Annotated in this window: 19 protein-coding genes; 17 read left to right on the plus strand and 2 right to left on the minus strand. The window is 54.8% G+C overall.

Translation table 11 applies throughout. The features are described from left to right. The first annotated feature begins 254 nt into the window (after positions 1 to 254). Positions 255 to 1,436: an MFS transporter gene (locus tag ACFX4O_RS17595; protein ID WP_380210526.1), complete on the plus strand. Its 1,182-nt coding sequence runs from the start codon at positions 255 to 257 to the stop codon at positions 1,434 to 1,436. Positions 1,437 to 1,556: 120 nt separating this feature from the next. Continuing rightward, complete coding sequence (locus tag ACFX4O_RS17600) at positions 1,557 to 2,987, plus strand: 6-phospho-beta-glucosidase (RefSeq protein WP_380210528.1); 1,431 nt, start codon at positions 1,557 to 1,559, stop codon at positions 2,985 to 2,987. A 31-nt stretch (positions 2,988 to 3,018) separates the two neighbouring features. Here the strand turns inward: ACFX4O_RS17600 and flk are convergent, their stop codons facing one another. Then, on the minus strand, positions 3,019 to 4,026 hold the full coding sequence (gene flk, locus ACFX4O_RS17605) for a flagella biosynthesis regulator Flk (RefSeq protein ID WP_170312048.1): 1,008 nt from the start codon (positions 4,024 to 4,026) through the stop codon (positions 3,019 to 3,021). Between the two features lie 111 nt (positions 4,027 to 4,137). On the opposite strand from flk, the gene pdxB reads away from it, so the two are divergent. The 15 genes from pdxB (at position 4,138) to hisP (ending at position 18,340) form a co-directional block, all read left to right on the plus strand. Further along, positions 4,138 to 5,274: a 4-phosphoerythronate dehydrogenase PdxB gene (pdxB, locus tag ACFX4O_RS17610; RefSeq protein WP_380210529.1), complete on the plus strand. Its 1,137-nt coding sequence runs from the start codon at positions 4,138 to 4,140 to the stop codon at positions 5,272 to 5,274. Between the two features lie 64 nt (positions 5,275 to 5,338). Beyond that, positions 5,339 to 6,352 (plus strand): aspartate-semialdehyde dehydrogenase, encoded by a 1,014-nt coding sequence (locus tag ACFX4O_RS17615; RefSeq protein WP_380210531.1) that lies wholly within the window; start codon positions 5,339 to 5,341, stop codon positions 6,350 to 6,352. Further along, positions 6,352 to 7,164, plus strand: a complete 813-nt coding sequence (gene truA / locus ACFX4O_RS17620; RefSeq protein ID WP_380210533.1) for a tRNA pseudouridine(38-40) synthase TruA — start codon at positions 6,352 to 6,354, stop codon at positions 7,162 to 7,164. Before ACFX4O_RS17615 ends, truA begins: the two co-directional genes overlap by 1 nt. A 27-nt stretch (positions 7,165 to 7,191) precedes the next feature. After that, on the plus strand, positions 7,192 to 7,851 hold the full coding sequence (locus ACFX4O_RS17625; RefSeq protein WP_131406796.1) for a DedA family protein: 660 nt from the start codon (positions 7,192 to 7,194) through the stop codon (positions 7,849 to 7,851). Between the two features lie 103 nt (positions 7,852 to 7,954). Beyond that, positions 7,955 to 8,869, plus strand: a complete 915-nt coding sequence (gene accD / locus ACFX4O_RS17630) for an acetyl-CoA carboxylase, carboxyltransferase subunit beta (RefSeq protein WP_131406798.1) — start codon at positions 7,955 to 7,957, stop codon at positions 8,867 to 8,869. Positions 8,870 to 8,939: 70 nt separating this feature from the next. Beyond that, positions 8,940 to 10,211: a bifunctional tetrahydrofolate synthase/dihydrofolate synthase gene (folC, locus tag ACFX4O_RS17635; protein ID WP_380210536.1), complete on the plus strand. Its 1,272-nt coding sequence runs from the start codon at positions 8,940 to 8,942 to the stop codon at positions 10,209 to 10,211. After that, the gene (gene dedD, locus ACFX4O_RS17640) at positions 10,201 to 10,902 is read left to right on the plus strand and encodes a cell division protein DedD (protein ID WP_131406802.1); all 702 of its coding nucleotides are present in this window, start codon (positions 10,201 to 10,203) and stop codon (positions 10,900 to 10,902) included. Before folC ends, dedD begins: the two co-directional genes overlap by 11 nt. Before the next feature lie 210 nt (positions 10,903 to 11,112). Continuing rightward, positions 11,113 to 11,601, plus strand: a complete 489-nt coding sequence (gene cvpA / locus ACFX4O_RS17645) for a colicin V production protein (RefSeq protein WP_007371056.1) — start codon at positions 11,113 to 11,115, stop codon at positions 11,599 to 11,601. Positions 11,602 to 11,781: 180 nt separating this feature from the next. Continuing rightward, positions 11,782 to 13,299 (plus strand): amidophosphoribosyltransferase, encoded by a 1,518-nt coding sequence (purF, locus tag ACFX4O_RS17650; protein ID WP_380210538.1) that lies wholly within the window; start codon positions 11,782 to 11,784, stop codon positions 13,297 to 13,299. Positions 13,300 to 13,390: 91 nt separating this feature from the next. Beyond that, positions 13,391 to 13,972 carry a UbiX family flavin prenyltransferase gene (locus tag ACFX4O_RS17655; RefSeq protein WP_380210540.1) on the plus strand — a complete coding sequence of 194 codons (582 nt, stop codon included), beginning with the start codon at positions 13,391 to 13,393 and terminating at the stop codon, positions 13,970 to 13,972. A 272-nt stretch (positions 13,973 to 14,244) separates the two neighbouring features. Further along, positions 14,245 to 15,027 carry a lysine/arginine/ornithine ABC transporter substrate-binding protein ArgT gene (gene argT / locus ACFX4O_RS17660; protein ID WP_131406809.1) on the plus strand — a complete coding sequence of 261 codons (783 nt, stop codon included), beginning with the start codon at positions 14,245 to 14,247 and terminating at the stop codon, positions 15,025 to 15,027. 266 nt (positions 15,028 to 15,293) lie between these two features. Further along, positions 15,294 to 16,076: a histidine ABC transporter substrate-binding protein HisJ gene (gene hisJ, locus ACFX4O_RS17665; RefSeq protein ID WP_017458619.1), complete on the plus strand. Its 783-nt coding sequence runs from the start codon at positions 15,294 to 15,296 to the stop codon at positions 16,074 to 16,076. 83 nt (positions 16,077 to 16,159) lie between these two features. Beyond that, a complete protein-coding gene (locus ACFX4O_RS17670) occupies positions 16,160 to 16,846 on the plus strand; it encodes a histidine ABC transporter permease HisQ (protein ID WP_380210542.1) in 687 nt (228 codons plus the stop codon). Continuing rightward, on the plus strand, positions 16,843 to 17,559 hold the full coding sequence (locus tag ACFX4O_RS17675) for an ABC transporter permease (RefSeq protein ID WP_131406813.1): 717 nt from the start codon (positions 16,843 to 16,845) through the stop codon (positions 17,557 to 17,559). Before ACFX4O_RS17670 ends, ACFX4O_RS17675 begins: the two co-directional genes overlap by 4 nt. A 7-nt stretch (positions 17,560 to 17,566) precedes the next feature. Further along, positions 17,567 to 18,340, plus strand: a complete 774-nt coding sequence (hisP, locus tag ACFX4O_RS17680; RefSeq protein ID WP_131406815.1) for a histidine ABC transporter ATP-binding protein HisP — start codon at positions 17,567 to 17,569, stop codon at positions 18,338 to 18,340. A 6-nt stretch (positions 18,341 to 18,346) separates the two neighbouring features. On the opposite strand, the gene ACFX4O_RS17685 is transcribed toward hisP, so the two are convergent. After that, positions 18,347 to 18,913: a hypothetical protein gene (locus ACFX4O_RS17685; protein ID WP_380210545.1), complete on the minus strand. Its 567-nt coding sequence runs from the start codon at positions 18,911 to 18,913 to the stop codon at positions 18,347 to 18,349. Positions 18,914 to 18,942 lie beyond the last annotated feature (29 nt).

The following is an 18,942-nucleotide window of genomic DNA, read 5'->3' on the forward strand; positions in this document are numbered from 1 at the left end:
CGCTAACCGAACTGGCAGCGGCTTTTTTAGAACCTTTAGTTCGTTCTCGGGGGGCGAAAGCAATGACGCCTTTGGACGAATTATTTTTACGCGTTGACAACCCGCCGCGACGACAGGCAAACTCCTCCCGCAACATTATCCGCACGATAATGCGTAAGCGTTTAACGTTAACCAACGCACCTTAACCCTGAAACTCAGGTAGAGGGGGCGTGGTACTTCCAAATCCCGCCTTACTCTGCGTTATGGAGTAATGCATGTCTGCAGAAACACACTCTGTTAGTTCCTCTTCAGCGAATGTCTCGCTGTTTCGCATCGCTTTCGCGGTGTTTCTCACCTATATGACCGTTGGGCTGCCGTTGCCGGTGATCCCGCTGTTTGTTCACCACCAGCTCGGCTATGGCAACACGATGGTCGGTATCGCTGGGGGAGTACAGTTTCTTGCCACCGTCTTAACGCGCGGCTACGCCGGGCGACTGGCGGATCAGTTCGGCGCCAAACGTTCGGCGTTGCAGGGGATGTTTGCCTGCGCGCTTGCTGGCGTGGCGTGGTTGCTGGCGGCATTATTGCCGGTTGAACCGATGGCGAAATTCGCGCTGTTGGTGGTGGGGCGTTTAATTCTCGGCTTTGGTGAAAGCCAGTTACTGACCGGAACGCTGACCTGGGGCATGGGGCTGGTGGGCCCGGCGCGCTCCGGCAAAGTGATGTCGTGGAACGGGATGGCGATTTATGGCGCTCTGGCAGCCGGTGCGCCGCTGGGACTCTTGATCCACAGCCGGTTCGGTTTTGCGACGCTGGCCGCGACCACTATCGCGTTACCGTTTATCGCCTGGGCGTTTAACGGCAGTGTGCGTAAAGTTCCGGCACACCCTGGTGAACGTCCGTCGCTGTGGAGCGTGGTTGGGCTTGTCTGGCAGCCAGGTCTTGGGCTGGCGTTACAGGGCGTCGGCTTTGCGGTTATTGGCACTTTTGTTTCGCTCTATTTCGCCAGCAACGGCTGGTCAATGGCGGGCTTTACCTTGACCGCCTTTGGCGGTGCGTTTGTGCTGATGCGCATTCTGTTTGGCTGGATGCCGGATCGGTTTGGCGGTGTTCGGGTGGCGATAGCCTCGCTGATGGTTGAAACCGTGGGTTTGCTGTTGCTGTGGCAGGCGCACGATGCGTGGGCGGCGCTGCTTGGCGCGGCGTTAACCGGCTGCGGTTGTTCGCTGATATTCCCGGCACTCGGTGTGGAAGTGGTGAAACGCGTGCCACCGCAGGTGCGCGGCACGGCGCTCGGCGGTTATGCCGCGTTTCAGGACATCTCGTATGCCTTTACCGGTCCGTTGACTGGCCTGCTGGCCACGTCGCTGGGTTATCCGTCGGTCTTCCTTGCCGGGGCTATCTCCGCGGTGACCGGGATTATTGTGACGTTAATCGCTTTCCGCTCACGTAAATAACGCAGAAAACGGCAGCAATAAAACTCTTTGCAACCGGTTTCACAAAACAAGCCCACGATGATGTCATGTCATCGTGGGCTTGTTTATCCTTTGCTCACCATTGAGCGAAAGGAGAGAAATATGCCTGGGTTTAAAGCGGATTTTTTATGGGGTGGCGCTGTTGCCGCACATCAACTGGAAGGCGGCTGGCAGGAAGGCGGTAAAGGCGTGAGTGTTGCCGATGTGATGACCGCTGGCGCGCACGGCGTACCGCGTGAAATTACCGACGGTGTGCTGCCCGGTAAAAATTATCCCAACCATGATGCCATCGATTTTTACCATCGCTACAAAGACGACATTAAGCTGTTCGCCGAGCTGGGTTTTAAATGTTTTCGCACCTCCATTGCCTGGACGCGTATTTTCCCGAAAGGCGATGAGTTAGAGCCAAACGAAGCCGGGCTGCAATTCTATGATGATCTGTTCGACGAATGCCTGAAATACAACATCGAGCCGGTGATTACCCTTTCCCATTTCGAAATGCCGTATCACCTCGTCACCGAATATGGTGGCTGGCGCAACCGTAAATTAATCGACTTCTTTGTGCGTTTCGCCAATGCCGTTTTCACCCGCTACCGCAGCAAGGTGAAATACTGGATGACCTTTAACGAAATCAATAATCAGGCCAACTACCACGAAGATTTCGCGCCGTTCACTAACTCCGGGGTGAAGTACCAACCCGGCGAAGATCGCGAAGTGATCATGTATCAGGCTGCGCACTATGAGCTGGTGGCGAGCGCGCTGGCGGTAGAGGCCGGGCATAAAATCAATGCGGATTTTAAAATTGGCTGCATGATCGCCATGTGCCCGATTTACCCGTTAACCTGTGCGCCAGACGATATGATGATGTCGGTGGTGGCGATGCACCGCCGCTACTGGTTTACCGATGTGCACGTGCGTGGTTATTACCCGCAACACCTGCTCAATTATTTCGCTCGTCGTGGTTTCAAACTCGACATTACTGACAATGATTTGCAGATCCTCACGCGTGGCTGCGTCGACTATATCGGCTTCAGTTACTACATGTCTTTCGTGACCAAGGCGAAAGAAGACAACCCGCAGCTGGATTATGACGAAACCAAGAGCCTGGTGCCGAACCCGTATGTCAAAGCGTCAGACTGGGGCTGGCAAATCGACCCGGTTGGTCTGCGCTATTCGCTGAACTACTTCTACGATATGTATCAATTGCCGCTGTTTGTGGTGGAAAACGGTTTTGGCGCGATTGATAAGCCTGAAAGCGATGGCGTGGTCAATGACCAGTACCGCATTGACTATATGCGTAACCACATCAGCGAAATGAAAAAAGCGGTAGTGGAAGATGGCGTTGATTTAATGGGCTACACGCCATGGGGTTGCATCGATCTGGTTTCGGCTGGCACTGGCGAAATGAAAAAACGTTACGGCTTAATCTATGTAGATAAGGACAATGACGGCAACGGCACGCTGGCGCGCAGCCGTAAGAAATCGTTCTGGTGGTATCAGGACGTGATCAAACATAACGGTGACAATCTGTAAAAGCGAATCCCCTCCAGCGGAGGGGATTTTTTTAACTGAGTAGCCAGAAAAGAAACGCCACGATCAGCAGGGCGATAAAGAAGAAACCCGGACGGGTGGAAATTGCTTTAACCGTCTCCACAATCGGTGCCACAAATGGGCTGTAAATCGGCTGAATATCGCGCACTTCAATCATCCCCGACGCCCGCTCGGTTCGGCGCAGGAAGACCTGATTAAGAATATCCTGCACTTGCGCGGTGGTCAGCACGGTCTGCGGCGTCGCTTGCCAGGTTTGCTGTGCGTACTCGGTAATGCTGCGCATCTCGTTGTTATCCAACGGCTGCTTCAGCACAGTCTGGATGATATGCAGCGTCGGTGCGGGATGCGTGCTCAATGTCTGGCGCGCCTGCAACCAGGTCATCAGCGGCGTAAAGTGTTTTGCCGGGATCAGCTCGCCGTTTTTCACGCCGGAAAGCTCCAGCATTGACTGCCAGATAAGCTTGCCGGATTCGCCCGTCGCCGCCGCCAGTTTGGTGACCGCCTGGTTGAGCGAGTTGTGCTCCGCGGGCAGCAATGGGCGCTCGGTTGCCGGGCGCTGTTGCGGCTGCGGAATAGTTATCTGGTTGTTTTGCAACATTGTCAGCACAGTTTTCAACTGCTGCGGCGTCAGATGGCTTAGCGCCGTCTGCCCGAACTGCTGGCGAATAAAATCACTCACCGCCTGGCGATTATTCCCCTGGCTCAATAGCTCCGTCAGCTGTGAAACCACCTGGCGATTTGTGTGGTTTTGTGTTGCCGTCTCTACGCGCTGGTTGAGGTTCTGTTCCGCTGCCGGAAAATGGCGGGAAAGCAGCGGCGTGTCGTTCTTCAGCCCTAAATCGTGCTTAACGCCCGCCCAGACTTCTGCGCTCTGCTGCTGGGTTAGCGCAATCAGGCGAATAACCAGACGCTCCAGCACGGTGCGCTGCATTGTTGATAACGGCTGTTCGCCGATATTATTGGCGGCCTGAGCAGGCTCTTGCCCGGGAGGGCGCGCGGGGGCACCCTGAATGGGTTGAATCATGGTTTCCTCTTACTCTCGCGTGGCGGTGGCGGCATTGCGGGTATGCCCGGCCGCGAGATTATGGCACACTTGCGCGCTCAACTCCCGTTCTCAAACAGGTACTGAAGCGTGAAAATCCTTGTTGATGAAAATATGCCTTACGCCCGCGATCTTTTTAGTCGTCTGGGTGAGGTAAAAGCGGTTCCCGGTCGCCCGATTCCCGTGGCGGAACTGGCTGATGCGGACGCCTTAATGGTGCGCTCTGTCACGAAGGTGAATGACGGTTTATTACAGGGCACGGGGATCAAATTTGTCGGCACGGCGACGGCGGGTACCGACCATGTTGATGAGGCGTTTTTGCAACAGGCAGGAATTGCCTTTTCCGCCGCACCGGGTTGTAACGCGATTGCGGTCGTCGAATATGTTTTCTCCTCGCTGCTGATGCTGGCGGAGCACGATGGCTTTGCGTTGCAGGATCGCACCGTGGGGATCGTTGGCGTAGGTAACGTGGGTGGTCGCCTGCAGGCGCGGCTGGAAGCGTTCGGCGTTCGCACATTGTTATGCGATCCGCCGCGCGCCGATCGTGGCGATGAAGGGGATTTCCGCAGCCTGGATGAACTGGTGCGCGAAGCCGATGTGCTGACATTCCATACGCCGCTGTTTAAAGACGGGCTGTATAAAACGCTGCACCTGGCCGATGACGCGCTGCTTTCTCGCTTGAAGCCTGGCACAATTCTGATAAATGCCTGTCGCGGGCCGGTGGTGGATAACGCTGCGCTGCTGCACCATTTGCAGGCCGGGCAGGCGTTGAGCGTGGTGCTGGACGTTTGGGAGCCGGAGCCGGATCTGAATGTCGATTTGCTTAACCTCGTTGATATCGGTACGGCGCATATCGCCGGTTACACTCTTGAAGGCAAAGCGCGCGGTACCACGCAGGTGTTTGAAGCCTTTAGCGATTTTATCGGCAAGCGCCAGCAAGTGGCGCTGGATACGCTGCTGCCCGCACCGGAATTTGGCCGCATTACGCTGCATGGTCCGCTTGATCAGTCAACGCTAAAAAGGCTGGTGCATTTGGTGTATGATGTGCGCCGCGACGATGCACTGCTGCGAAAAGTAGCGGGCACGCCGGGGGAGTTTGACAAGTTGCGCAAAAATTACTTAGAGCGCCGCGAATGGTCATCGCTGTATGTGCAGTGCGATGACGCCAGCGCTGCCGCGCTGCTGCAAAAGCTTGGCTTCAACGCCACGCACAACCCGGTTCGTTAATGTCATCTTAATGCTCCCTGCCGAATACTTCGGCGGGGACGCTTTTTTCCTGGAGTAAATCACCATGTCTGAAGGCTGGAATATTGCCGTTCTCGGCGCCACGGGTGCTGTCGGAGAAGCCTTGATCGCAACGTTAGCGGAGCGCCAGTTCCCGGTTGGCGAATTGTATGCGCTGGCCAGAAGCGAAAGTGCGGGTGAAAACCTGCGTTTTGCCGGTAAAACCGTGCGTGTGGAGGATGCCGCTGAGTTTGACTGGACGCAGGTGCAACTGGCTTTTTTCGTCGCGGGAGCACAGGCTTCCGAGACATATATTGAAGAGGCGACCAACGCAGGATGTCTGGTGATCGACACCAGCGGTCTGTTTGCTCTGGAACCCGATGTACCGCTGGTGATGCCGGATGTTAACCCATTCGTACTGGCGGATTACCGTAATCGCAACATCATTGCCGTGCCGGACAGCCTGACCAGCCAACTGCTGGCGGCGTTGAAACCGCTGATTGATGAAGGTGGTATATCGCGCATTAGTGTGACCTGTTTACTGTCCGTATCCCGTAATGGCAAGCAGGCGGTGGACGCGCTGGCCGGGCAGAGCGCCAAGCTGTTAAATGGTATCCCGATTGATGACGATGACTATTTTGGTCGCCAACTGGCGTTCAATATGCTACCGCTGCTGTCGGACAGCGAAGGCATTGTGCGCGAAGAGCGGGTTCTCATCGATCAGATGCGCAAAATTTTGCAGGATGAAGGGCTGATGATCTCGGCTAATTGCGTGCAGTCACCGGTGTTTTACGGCCACGCGCAGATGGTGAGCTTTGAAACGATGCGCCCGCTGGCGGCGGAAGAGGCTCGTGACGCGTTCAGCCGCGTTGAAGATATTGCGCTCTCTGAAGCGGGGGATTATCCGACCCAGGTCGGCGATGCCTCCGGTCAGGCGCATCTTTCTGTGGGTTGCGTGCGTAACGATTACGGTATGCCGGAGCAGGTGCAGTTCTGGTCGGTTGCCGATAACGTGCGTTTTGGCGGAGCGCTGATGGCGGTGAAAGTTGCCGAAAAACTGGTGCAGGAGTACCTGTACTGATGCAGGACGAGCTGAAAGCGCCGGTCTACAAAATCGCTCTTGGCATTGAGTACGACGGCAGCAAGTATTACGGCTGGCAGCGTCAGCAGGAAGTACGCAGCGTGCAGGAGAAGCTGGAGAAAGCGCTCTCGCAGGTGGCTAACGAGCCGATTAATGTGTTCTGCGCCGGACGTACCGACGCAGGCGTGCACGCAACTGGCCAGGTGGTGCACTTTGAAACTACTGCGCTACGCAAAGACGCGGCCTGGACGCTGGGCGTAAATGCGAATTTGCCTGGTGACATCGCGGTACGTTGGGTAAAAGATGTCCCGGATGATTTTCATGCGCGTTTTAGCGCTACGGCTCGCCGTTACCGCTACGTCATCTACAATCATCGTTTGCGTCCGGCCGTCCTCGGTTATGGCGTTACGCATTATCACCAGCCGCTGGACGCAGAGCGTATGCACCGTGCGGCGCAGTGCCTGCTTGGTGAAAACGACTTTACCTCGTTTCGGGCGGTGCAGTGCCAGTCGCGCACGCCGTGGCGTAACCTGATGCATATCAACGTCAGCCGCTACGGTGCTTATATTGTGGTCGATATCAAAGCCAATGCCTTTGTACATCATATGGTCAGGAATATTGTCGGCAGCCTGATGGAAGTAGGCGCCCACAACCAGCCGGAGAGCTGGATAGCAGAGTTGCTGGCGGTAAGGGACAGAACGCTGGCGGCAGCAACGGCGAAAGCGGAAGGGCTCTATCTGGTGTCGGTGGATTATCCCGCACGCTTTGAGCTTCCCGCTGCGCCAATGGGCCCGCTGTTCCTGGCGGACTAGTCGCAATTTAAAAAGGCATAACCAGACATGGACTTAATACACTTCCTCATTGATTTCATCCTGCATATTGATGTGCACCTGGCGGAGCTGGTAGCGCAATACGGCATCTGGGTTTACGCCATCCTGTTCCTGATCCTGTTTTGTGAAACCGGCCTGGTGGTGACACCGTTTTTGCCGGGTGATTCGCTGCTGTTTGTTGCTGGCGCGCTGGCCTCGCTCGGCACTAACGATCTGAATGTCCATATGATGGTGGTACTGATGTTGGTTGCCGCGATTGCGGGCGATGCGGTGAACTACACCATAGGACGTGTGTTCGGTGAGCGTTTATTCAGCAATCCGGATTCAAAGATTTTCCGTCGCAGCTATCTCGATAAAACGCATCAGTTTTATGAGAAACACGGTGGCAAAACGATTATCCTGGCGCGTTTTGTCCCGATCGTGCGTACTTTTGCACCTTTTGTCGCAGGCATGGGGCATATGTCCTATCGCCACTTCGCGCTGTTCAATGTGGCTGGCGCGCTGCTGTGGGTGTTACTGTTCACCTACGCAGGATATTTCTTTGGCACCATCCCGGCTATCCAGGAGAATCTTAAGCTGCTGATTGTGGGAATTATCGTGGTGTCTATACTTCCCGGAGTGTTTGAAGTTATTCGTCACCGCCGCGCCGCGTCGCGACAGGTAAAATAAGAAGTCAGTGGCGGTTCGACCACTTTTTTATCCCAAGTTGCGAACCGTTATGTTTTAATGTGCACCATTTATGGGCTACCAGGTTCATGTATAAAGGTTATCAATGAGCTGGATTGAAAGAATTAAGAGCAATATTACCCCCACCCGTAAGGCGAGCATCCCTGAAGGCGTGTGGACAAAATGCGACAGCTGCGGCCAGGTGCTGTATCGCGCCGAGCTGGAGCGTAACCTTGAGGTCTGCCCGAAATGTGACCACCACATGCGGATGTCAGCGCGTAATCGCCTGCATAGCCTGCTGGATGAAGGTTCACTGGTAGAACTGGGTAGCGAACTTGAGCCAAAAGATGTGCTGAAGTTCCGCGACTCCAAAAAGTACAAAGACCGTCTGGCGACCGCGCAGAAAGAAACTGGCGAGAAAGACGCGCTGGTGGTGATGAAAGGTACGCTGCACGGCATGCCGGTTGTGGCAGCGGCGTTTGAGTTTGCCTTTATGGGCGGCTCAATGGGTTCGGTTGTCGGCGCGCGTTTTGTGCGTGCGGTCGAGCAGGCGCTGGAAGACAACTGCCCGCTTATCTGCTTCTCCGCTTCCGGCGGCGCGCGTATGCAGGAAGCGCTGATGTCGCTGATGCAGATGGCGAAAACCTCTGCCGCGCTGGCGAAAATGCAGGAGCGCGGTCTGCCGTATATCTCCGTGCTGACCGACCCGACCATGGGCGGCGTCTCCGCAAGCTTCGCGATGCTGGGCGATCTGAACATCGCTGAACCGAAGGCGTTGATTGGTTTTGCCGGTCCGCGCGTTATCGAGCAGACCGTGCGTGAGAAACTTCCGGCAGGTTTCCAGCGCAGCGAATTCCTGATTGAAAAAGGTGCGATCGATATGATTATCCGCCGCCCGGAACTGCGCCTTAAACTGGCGCGTATTCTGGCGAAGCTGATGAATCTGCCGTCGCCGGAACCGGAAGATACGCTGACGGGCACGGTGATGCCGTCACCGACCGATCAGGAAGGCGAAGCCTGATAATACCGAAGGGCAGAGCCGACAGGCTCTGCCCTTTTGCTTTTCAAACCGTACATTATCAACGGGCACCATGGACACAAAACGCATTCCGCAAGCCACGTCGCCCCTGGCCGCGTGGCTTTCTTATCTGGAAAATCTGCACAGTAAAACCATCGATTTGGGCCTTGAGCGCGTAAGCCAGGTGGCGGCGCGTCTCGATGTGCTCCGTCCCGCGCCGTTTGTCTTTACCGTTGCCGGAACCAATGGCAAAGGTACGACCTGCCGCACACTGGAATCCATCTTGCTGGCTGCGGGTTACCGTGTCGGCGTTTACAGTTCGCCGCATCTGGTGCGTTACACCGAACGCGTACGTGTGCAGGGTGATGAGCTGGCCGAGAGCGCACATACCCACTCTTTTGCCGAAATCGAAGCTGTGCGTGGCGATATTTCGCTGAGTTACTTTGAATACGGCACTCTGTCGGCACTGTGGCTGTTTAAACAGGCGCAGCTCGATGTGGTGATTCTGGAAGTCGGCCTTGGTGGTCGCCTGGATGCGACCAATCTGGTTGATGCCGATGTCGCCGTTGTCACCAGCATTGCACTTGATCATACCGACTGGCTGGGGCCGGACCGTGAAAGTATTGGCCGCGAAAAAGCGGGCATCTTCCGCAGCGGTAAACCGGCGGTGGTTGGCGAACCAGACATGCCGCACACCATTGCCGACGTGGCGCATGAAAAAGATGCGCAACTGCTGCGCCGTGACGTGGACTGGCAGTATGAAGTGAGCGCAGATAGCTGGCGTTTTCGCGATGCGCAGGGCGAGCTGAACGGATTGCCGCTACCGCAGGTGCCGCAGCCAAATGCCGCCACCGCGTTGGCCGCGCTGCGCGCCAGCAAACTGGCGGTGAGCGAGCAGGCTATCCGCGATGGCATCGCCAGCGCGATTTTGCCCGGACGCTTCCAGATTGTGAGCGAGTCGCCGCGTCTTATCCTCGATGTCGCGCATAATCCTCATGCGGCAGGCTATCTTGCCGGGCGCCTTTCCGCGCTACCGAAAACCGGGCGCGTGCTGGCGGTGATTGGCATGTTGCATGATAAAGACATCGCCGGAACGCTTGCCTGTCTGGAGCCGGTGGTCGATAGCTGGTATTGTGCCCCTCTGGAAGGGCCGCGCGGTGCAACAGCGGAACAATTGCTGGCGCATCTGCAAAACAGCCGTGCATGGCCGGATGTCGCGCAGGCCTGGCAGGCGGCAATGGCGGACGCCGACGCCTGTGATACCGTGCTAGTGTGTGGCTCGTTCCACACGGTGGCACATGTCATGGAAGCGATGGAAAAAGCGGGGAGAACCGGTGGCAAGTAAGTTTCAGAACCGTTTGATGGGAACCATTGTGCTGGTCGCGCTCGGGGTGATTATTCTCCCTGGGCTACTCGACGGGCAGAAAAAGCATTATCAGGATGAGTTCGCGGCGATCCCGCTGGTGCCGAAACCCGGCGATCGCGATGAGCCCGATATGATGCCTGCGGCAACGCAAGCGTTACCGGCGCAGCCGCCGGAAGGTGCAGCGGAAGAGGTGCGCGCCGGGAACGCGGCAGCGCCATCGCTGGATTCGTCGCGCCTGGCGGGGAACGGCAGCCCGGATCCGGAAGTCACCAGTACGCCGGTAGAACAGCCAAAGCCAAAACCTGTCGAGAAGCCGCAGCCAAAACCGCAACCGCAGCAGCAGGCGCAACCGCCTGCCGCACGTGAGCAGCAGACGGCGACCAACGACGCGCCGGCAAAAGCGCAGGAGGATAAATCCGCGCCGACCGGTAAAGCGTATGTCGTGCAACTGGGCGCGCTGAAAAACGCCGATAAAGTGAATGAAGTGGTGGGCAAATTACGTGGCGCGGGGTATCGCGTTTACACGTCGCCGACGACGCCGGTTCAGGGTAAAATTACCCGCATTCTGGTGGGACCGGATGCATCACGGGACAAGCTAAAAGATTCACTCGGCGAGCTTAAACAGATCTCAGGTTTAAGCGGCGTTGTCATGAACTATAGCGCGAATTAATGGCTGATCCTTGCCTCGCTTTGCGACATAAGAGGGCGAGGGAAGCCAATAATTAACACGCCCGAAGAGGCCAAAGTTCCGATGGCGTTGAATATTTTTTCAGCGCCATTTTTATTTCCGCGCGGGAAGGAAATCCCTACGCAAACGTTTTCTTTTTCTGTTAGAATGCGCCCCGAACTGGACGACAGGGCGTAAAATCGTGGGACACATATGGTCTGGATTGATTACGCCATCATTGCGGTGATTGGTTTTTCTTGTCTGGTAAGCCTGATCCGCGGCTTTGTTCGTGAAGCGTTATCGCTGGTGACATGGGGCTGTGCTTTCTTTGTCGCCAGTCATTACTACACTTACCTGTCTGTCTGGTTCACGGGCTTTGAAGACGAACTGGTGCGCAATGGCATCGCCATTGCAGTCCTGTTTATCGCGACGCTGATTGTTGGCGCTATCGTTAACTATGTGATCGGTGCGTTGGTGGAGAAAACCGGCCTGTCGGGTACTGACAGGGTGTTGGGGATCTGTTTTGGCGCGCTACGCGGCGTGCTGATCGTCGCCGCCATTCTGTTCTTTCTGGATACCTTTACAGGCCTGTCGAAGAGTGAAGACTGGCAGAAGTCGCAGCTTATCCCGCAATTCAGCTTCATCATCAGATGGTTCTTTGACTATCTGCAAAGCTCGTCGAGTTTCTTGCCCAGGGCATAAACCCTGAGATGTGGCTTAGAGTTTGGTGTATTAGGCTATTTTACTCGCCATTTTGAACCTGGGCAGTGCTCACAATCCTCGCGTACTACGTGTACGCTCCGGTTGTTGCGCGCTGTCCGTGTTCAAACTGTCTTCGACAATTACGCCTACTAAACCAAACTCTTAACGAGGAAAAGACGTATGTGCGGTATTGTCGGTATCGCCGGTTTTATGCCGGTAAACCAGTCGATTTATGACGCGTTGACGGTGCTTCAGCACCGTGGGCAGGATGCTGCGGGCATCATCACGATTGATGCCAATAACTGTTTCCGTCTGCGTAAAGCGAACGGCATGGTGAGTGATGTATTTGAAGCCCGCCATATGCAGCGTATGCAGGGCAATATGGGTATTGGTCACGTACGTTATCCCACTGCGGGCAGCTCCAGTGCTTCAGAAGCGCAGCCTTTTTACGTTAACTCCCCGTACGGCATTACGCTTGCGCACAACGGCAATCTGACCAATGCGCACGAGCTGCGTAAAAAGCTGTTCGAAGAGAAGCGTCGCCACATTAACACCACCTCTGATTCTGAAATCCTGCTCAATATCTTTGCCAGTGAGCTGGATAACTTCCGCCATTATCCGCTGGAAGCCGACAACATTTTTGCCGCCATTGCCGCCACCAACCACCAGATCCGCGGTGCATACGCTTGTGTGGCAATGATTATCGGCCACGGTATGGTTGCGTTCCGCGATCCGAACGGTATTCGCCCGCTGGTGCTGGGCAAACGTGAGCTCGGCGATGGCCGCACCGAGTATATGGTCGCTTCTGAAAGCGTGGCGCTTGATACGCTGGGCTTTGACTTCCTGCGCGATGTCGCGCCGGGCGAAGCGGTGTATATCACTGAAAAAGGCCAGTTGTTCAGCCGCCAGTGCGCGGACAACCCGGTCAGCAACCCGTGCCTGTTTGAGTACGTTTACTTTGCGCGCCCGGACTCTTTTATCGACAAAATTTCCGTCTACAGCGCGCGTGTGAACATGGGCACTAAACTCGGCGAAAAGATTGCCCGCGAATGGGAAGATCTGGATATCGACGTGGTTATTCCGATTCCGGAAACCTCCTGCGATATCGCACTGGAAATCGCCCGTATTCTCGGTAAGCCGTACCGCCAGGGTTTTGTGAAAAACCGCTATGTCGGCCGTACCTTCATCATGCCGGGCCAACAGTTGCGCCGTAAATCTGTGCGCCGCAAACTGAACGCCAACCGCGCTGAGTTCCGCGATAAAAACGTGCTGCTGGTGGATGATTCCATCGTACGCGGCACCACTTCAGAGCAGATTATCGAGATGGCGCGCGAAGCTGGCGCGAAGAAAGTCTATCTCGCTTCTGCCGCCCCGGAAATTCGTTTCCCGAACGTCTACGGTATCGATATGCCAACGGCAAATGAGCTGATTGCGCACGGTCGTGAAGTGGATGAAATCCGCCAGATCATCGGCGCTGACGGGCTGATTTTCCAGGATCTTAACGATTTGATTGACGCGGTGCGCGCCGAGAACCCGGATATTCAGCAGTTTGAATGTTCGGTATTTAACGGTATCTACGTCACCAAAGATGTTGATCAGCAATACCTGGATTATCTCGACTCCTTGCGTAATGACGATGCCAAAGCGGTGCAACTTCAGAACGAAGTGGAAAGTTTAGAGATGCATAACGAAGGTTGATCCTCCTGCGCCCCCGCTCTGAGGGGCGCAAGCTGTTGCAACGCCCTCTATAATCAGGCAAAGTTCGTGCGTGTAAAAAGGGGCAACAATCATGAAACGACTCATAGTGGGTATCTCAGGTGCCAGCGGTGCGCTCTACGGCGTGCGTCTGTTGCAGGTGCTGCGTGACGTGGCGGAAGTCGAAACCCATCTGGTCATGAGTCAGGCCGCTCGCCAGACCCTCGCTCTGGAAACCGACTACTCGCTGCGTGATGTACAATCGCTGGCGAACGTGGTGCATGACGCGCGCGATATTGCTGCCAGTATCTCTTCTGGCTCGTTTAAAACCGCAGGCATGGTGATTTTGCCGTGCTCGATCAAAACCCTTTCCGGCATTGTTCACAGTTATACCGACAGCCTGCTGACCCGTGCGGCGGACGTGGTGCTCAAAGAGCGTAGACCGCTGGTGCTGTGCGTGCGTGAAACGCCGTTGCATCTCGGACACCTGCGATTGATGACACAAGCGGCGGAACTGGGCGCGGTGATTATGCCGCCGGTTCCGGCGTTTTATCATCGCCCGCAGAGTTTGCAAGAGGTGGTTGATCAGACGGTAAACCGCGTGCTGGATCAGTTCGATATTGAATTACCGCAAGACCTTTTTACTCGCTGGCAAGGGAGCGATGTCGCAAAATAGTGCGCGTCATACCGGCATGCGCTTTTTTGGGGCAATTCTGCAAGCGCGATCATATCCTCAACATTTAATCCTCTTTTCGCTGTGTTAGCACTGCGGTTCGTTCAGCAGAGCTGCTATCTTTCATCATTAAGTAAGTTTGCAACGTTTTATTAACAAATTTAACGCAGTGTTTTTTAACGCGCGGGAAAGTGGCATAAGACGTGCAAGGTAACTACCAGCAACACACAACACAACGTAATACAAAATAAAAACAGAACACTTGAGGGTAATGTATGAAGAAGACGGTTCTTGCTCTGTCTTTACTGCTGGGTCTGTCGGCGACAGCCAGCGTTTATGCAGCGCTTCCCCAGACGGTACGCATCGGTACGGATGCAACTTACGCACCGTTCTCATCGAAAGATGCGAAAGGGGACTTCGTGGGTTTTGATATCGATCTTGGCAATGAAATGTGCAAACGCATTCACGTGAAATGCACTTGGGTGGGTAGCGATTTCGACGCGCTGATCCCGTCGCTGAAAGCGAAGAAAATCGATGCCATCATCTCTTCTCTGTCGATTACCGAGAAACGTCAGCAAGAGATCGCCTTCTCTGACAAACTTTACGCCGCAGATTCCCGCCTGATCGCCGCTAAAGGCTCGCCGATTCAACCGACGCTGGAGTCGCTGAAAGGTAAGCATGTTGGCGTGTTGCAAGGCTCGACGCAGGAAGGCTACGCCAATGACAACTGGCGCAGTAAAGGCATCGATGTGGTGGCTTATCAGAACCAGGATTTGATCTATTCTGACCTCGCCGCAGGTCGTCTGGACGCCGCGTTCCAGGATGAAGTTGCCGCCAGCGAAGGCTTCCTGAAACAGCCTGCCGGGAAAGATTTTGCATTTGCTGGTCCGTCAGTAAAAGACAAAAAATACTTCGGTGATGGCACCGGTATCGGCTTGCGTAAAGATGATACCGAGCTGAAAGCCGCCTTCGACAAAGCGTTTGCCGAACTGCGCAAAGACGGCACCTACGACAAACTCGCCAAGAAATACTTCGACTTTAACGTCTACGGCGATTAAGACTGGCCGACCCGCTATGCCGGGTCAAAAGGGAAAACTGTGCCATGCCGGGAAATCGGCATGGTGCAGAGATACGGTGGATGTTCCAAAACGGTGCATTGAATGCTTCGTATTGGTGCATTGGTGCATAGTTAAGCATTCAGAATGCAAATAACAGCCATTATGCAGCCATAATTTTTTGCCTTAACGGGGCATAAAGTGGCACGATAGCGGCACCGTATTGTGATGAGAATTCCCTTAGGGAAGACAGTCTGTTGAGGATAATGATGAAAAAACTGGTGTTATCTCTTTCTCTGGTGCTCGCTTTCTCCAGTGTTTCCAACGTGTTCGCCGCCATTCCGCAAAAATTACGTATCGGTACCGATCCCACCTATGCGCCCTTCGAATCGAAGAATGCGCAGGGGGAATTAGTGGGTTTTGATATCGATCTGGCAAAAGAACTCTGTAAACGCATTAATACGCAATGTGTGTTTATCGAAAACCCACTCGACGCGCTGATCCCGTCTCTGAAAGCGAAAAAAATCGACGCCATTATGTCGTCGCTCTCCATTACGGAAAAACGCCAGCAGGAAATTGATTTTACCGACAAGCTCTACGCGGCGGATTCCCGCCTGGTGGTGGCGAAAGATTCTGATGTTCAGCCGGAGCTGGACAAACTGAAAGGCAAACGCATTGGTGTGTTGCAAGGCACCACGCAGGAAACTTACGGCAACGTGCATTGGGCACCGAAAGGGGTGGAAATTGTCTCCTATCAAGGGCAGGACAATATTTACTCCGACCTGACAGCAGGTCGTATCGACGCCGCGTTTCAGGATGAAGTGGCCGCCAGCGAAGGTTTCCTGAAAACCCCGCAAGGCAAAGCCTACAAATTTGGTGGCCCTTCCATTAAAGACGAAAAACTGTTTGGCGTCGGTACCGGTATGGGCGTGCGCAAAGGCGATACTGAACTGCGCGACGCGCTCAATAAAGCCTTTGCAGAGATGCGCGCTGACGGGACTTACGAAAAGCTGGCGAAGAAATACTTTGATTTCGATGTTTACGGTGGTTAATACCACGCGTGATTAACGTGCGGCCCCTCCCGCTGCGGGAGGGGAAGAGACACGGCGACACCACACACGACAGGACTGGCTGCATGTTGTACGGGTTTTCTCAAGTAATTTTACAAGGCACGCTGGTCACGCTGGAACTGGCACTCAGTTCCGTGGTGCTGGCGGTACTGATTGGCCTGGCGGGTGCGGGCGCGAAGCTCTCGAAAAACCGGCTACTCGCGCTGATCTTTGAAGGCTACACCACGCTTATCCGCGGTGTGCCGGATCTGGTGCTGATGCTGCTTATTTTTTACGGCCTGCAAATTGCGCTCAATGGCATTACCGATGCGCTGGGCATGGACCAATTGGATATTGACCCGATGGTGGCGGGTATTATCACCCTCGGCTTTATCTACGGCGCCTATTTCACTGAAACCTTCCGTGGCGCCTTTATGGCGGTGCCGAAGGGGCACATTGAAGCTGCAACTGCTTTCGGTTTTACTGGTCGCCAGATTTTCCGCCGCATTCTGTTTCCGGCGATGATGCGTTACGCGCTGCCGGGCATTGGCAATAACTGGCAGGTGATCCTCAAAGCTACCGCGCTGGTCTCGCTGCTGGGGCTGGAAGATGTGGTCAAAGCCACGCAGCTCGCCGGGAAAAGCACCTGGGAGCCCTTCTATTTCGCGATTGTCTGCGGTGTCATTTATCTCATTTTTACAACGGCTTCCAATGGCGTACTGCTTCTGCTCGAACGTCGCTACTCGGTGGGTGTGAAGAGGGCTGACCTGTGATCGAGATTATTCAGGAGTACTGGAAATCCCTTCTGTGGAGCGACGGCTATCGCCTGACTGGCGTGGCTATCACGCTGTGGTTGCTGATCTCCTCGGTGGTGATGGGCGGCGTGATGGCGGTATTTCTGGCTATCGGGCGCGTTTCCAGCAATAAATTTATCCGCTTCCCGATTTGGTTATTCACCTATGTGTTTCGCGGCACGCCGCTGTATGTGCAACTGCTGGTGTTCTACTCCGGCATGTACACGCTGGAAGTGGTGAAGGGCACCGAGCTGCTGAACGCCTTTTTCCGCAGTGGCCTTAACTGTACGGTGTTGGCGCTTACGCTCAACACCTGCGCCTACACGACAGAAATTTTCGCCGGTGCGATCCGCTCTGTGCCGCACGGTGAAATTGAAGCGGCGCGCGCATATGGTTTCTCCTCATTCAAAATGTATCGCAGCATTATCCTGCCGTCGGCGCTGCGCATCGCGCTGCCTGCCTACAGCAACGAGGTCATTTTGATGCTGCACTCCACGGCGCTGGCTTTTACTGCCACGGTGCCGGATCTGCTGAAAATTGCTCGCGATATTAACTCTGCGACCTACCAGCCGTTTACCGCGTTTGGTATTGCCGCAGTGCTGTATCTGATTATCTCTTATGTGCTGATCAGCCTTTTTCGCAAAGCGGAAAAGCGCTGGCTTCAGCATATGAAACCTTCTTCGACGCACTGAGAACACGATGTCTGAGAATAAATTAAACGTTATCGATCTACACAAGCGCTACGGCGAGCATGAAGTGTTGAAAGGGGTCTCGTTGCAGGCGAACGCAGGTGATGTGATTAGCATCATCGGTTCTTCCGGCTCCGGTAAAAGTACGTTTCTGCGCTGCATTAACTTTCTCGAAAAACCGAGCGAAGGCTCGATCGTGGTTAACGGGCAGAATATCAATCTGGTGCGCGACAAAGACGGCCAGTTAAAAGTCGCCGACAAAAATCAGCTGCGTCTGCTGCGTACGCGCCTGACGATGGTGTTTCAGCATTTCAATCTGTGGAGCCATATGACGGTATTAGAAAATGTCATGGAAGCGCCCATCCAGGTGCTGGGCTTGAGCAAGCAGGAAGCTCGCGAACGTGCGGTGAAATACCTGGCGAAAGTCGGCATCGATGCGATGCAGCAGCAGAAATACCCGGTGCATTTATCCGGTGGTCAGCAGCAGCGTGTTTCTATCGCGCGTGCGCTGGCGATGGAGCCGGAAGTGCTGCTGTTCGATGAACCCACCTCGGCGCTGGATCCGGAACTGGTGGGGGAAGTGCTGCGCATCATGCAAAAGCTAGCGGAAGAGGGGAAAACGATGGTGGTGGTGACCCACGAAATGGGGTTTGCGCGCCATGTTTCCACTCACGTTATCTTCCTGCATCAAGGCAAGATTGAAGAGGAAGGCACACCGGATGAGTTATTCGGCAATCCGAAAAGCCCGCGTTTGCAGCAGTTCCTAAAAGGTTCGCTTAAATAAAGCTCCTTAAAGGGAAGGTGGCGAGACAGGCCACCATCCCTGCGGGATGCCGTTCGCTGAGATAAAACGATAGTGGGTAAACACGGCACCTCTGGCGCTGACGCGTTTTTCCAGCTGTACTTTCTGTGCGCCAGGCACAACGATGGCATCGCGCGTGCATAGCTCAATCGGGCGCTGAAGCCACTCGTCATAGAAACGTAACCCGGCTTCGCAGTGCTTACTCTTACTGATTGGTGGGCCAGGGTGACCAATCGAGAAAGCCACTTCGCTGTGTACTCTCTCGTCTGCGCTGTAGCGTACCCAGGCTTCCGGTACATTCCACAACATCAACTCTGCGAACAAAAAAACGCCCATAAACGTCAGCAGCCGGGTTTTGTTGCGGGTGACTTTTTTCCTGCTGCACCAGGTTGCTAATAACGCCCCCAGCACGGCAATCGCCAGCATCACCAGCGTGTCTGGCGCGCCCGCTTGCAGGTAGACTTTATGGCTGAGCCTGCTGGCAAACAGTATCCAGATAATCCATATCGTGAACAGCACCAGATAAAGCCAAAACCGCGTTTTGCCGGATTTCATCCCTTCTGTTTTCCTCTCTTTTAACGTGC

Source organism: Kosakonia sp. YIM B13571, from assembly GCF_042788095.1.
GTDB classification, from domain to species: Bacteria; Pseudomonadota; Gammaproteobacteria; order Enterobacterales; family Enterobacteriaceae; genus Kosakonia; species Kosakonia quasisacchari.

Bases quoted from the DNA above. Each gene is read 5' to 3' on its own strand.
- cvpA (WP_007371056.1), top strand. From the start codon at position 11,113: ATGGTCTGGATTGATTACGCCATCATTGCGGTGATTGGTTTTTCTTGT.
- accD (WP_131406798.1), top strand. From the start codon at position 7,955: ATGAGCTGGATTGAAAGAATTAAGAGCAATATTACCCCCACCCGTAAG.
- ACFX4O_RS17670 (WP_380210542.1), top strand. From the start codon at position 16,160: ATGTTGTACGGGTTTTCTCAAGTAATTTTACAAGGCACGCTGGTCACG.
- purF (WP_380210538.1), top strand. From the start codon at position 11,782: ATGTGCGGTATTGTCGGTATCGCCGGTTTTATGCCGGTAAACCAGTCG.
- hisJ (WP_017458619.1), top strand. From the start codon at position 15,294: ATGAAAAAACTGGTGTTATCTCTTTCTCTGGTGCTCGCTTTCTCCAGT.
- ACFX4O_RS17595 (WP_380210526.1), top strand. From the start codon at position 255: ATGTCTGCAGAAACACACTCTGTTAGTTCCTCTTCAGCGAATGTCTCG.
- truA (WP_380210533.1), top strand. From the start codon at position 6,352: ATGCAGGACGAGCTGAAAGCGCCGGTCTACAAAATCGCTCTTGGCATT.
- hisP (WP_131406815.1), top strand. From the start codon at position 17,567: ATGTCTGAGAATAAATTAAACGTTATCGATCTACACAAGCGCTACGGC.
- ACFX4O_RS17600 (WP_380210528.1), top strand. From the start codon at position 1,557: ATGCCTGGGTTTAAAGCGGATTTTTTATGGGGTGGCGCTGTTGCCGCA.
- folC (WP_380210536.1), top strand. From the start codon at position 8,940: ATGGACACAAAACGCATTCCGCAAGCCACGTCGCCCCTGGCCGCGTGG.
- argT (WP_131406809.1), top strand. From the start codon at position 14,245: ATGAAGAAGACGGTTCTTGCTCTGTCTTTACTGCTGGGTCTGTCGGCG.
- ACFX4O_RS17685 (WP_380210545.1), bottom strand. From the start codon at position 18,913: ATGAAATCCGGCAAAACGCGGTTTTGGCTTTATCTGGTGCTGTTCACG.
- ACFX4O_RS17615 (WP_380210531.1), top strand. From the start codon at position 5,339: ATGTCTGAAGGCTGGAATATTGCCGTTCTCGGCGCCACGGGTGCTGTC.
- ACFX4O_RS17625 (WP_131406796.1), top strand. From the start codon at position 7,192: ATGGACTTAATACACTTCCTCATTGATTTCATCCTGCATATTGATGTG.
- ACFX4O_RS17655 (WP_380210540.1), top strand. From the start codon at position 13,391: ATGAAACGACTCATAGTGGGTATCTCAGGTGCCAGCGGTGCGCTCTAC.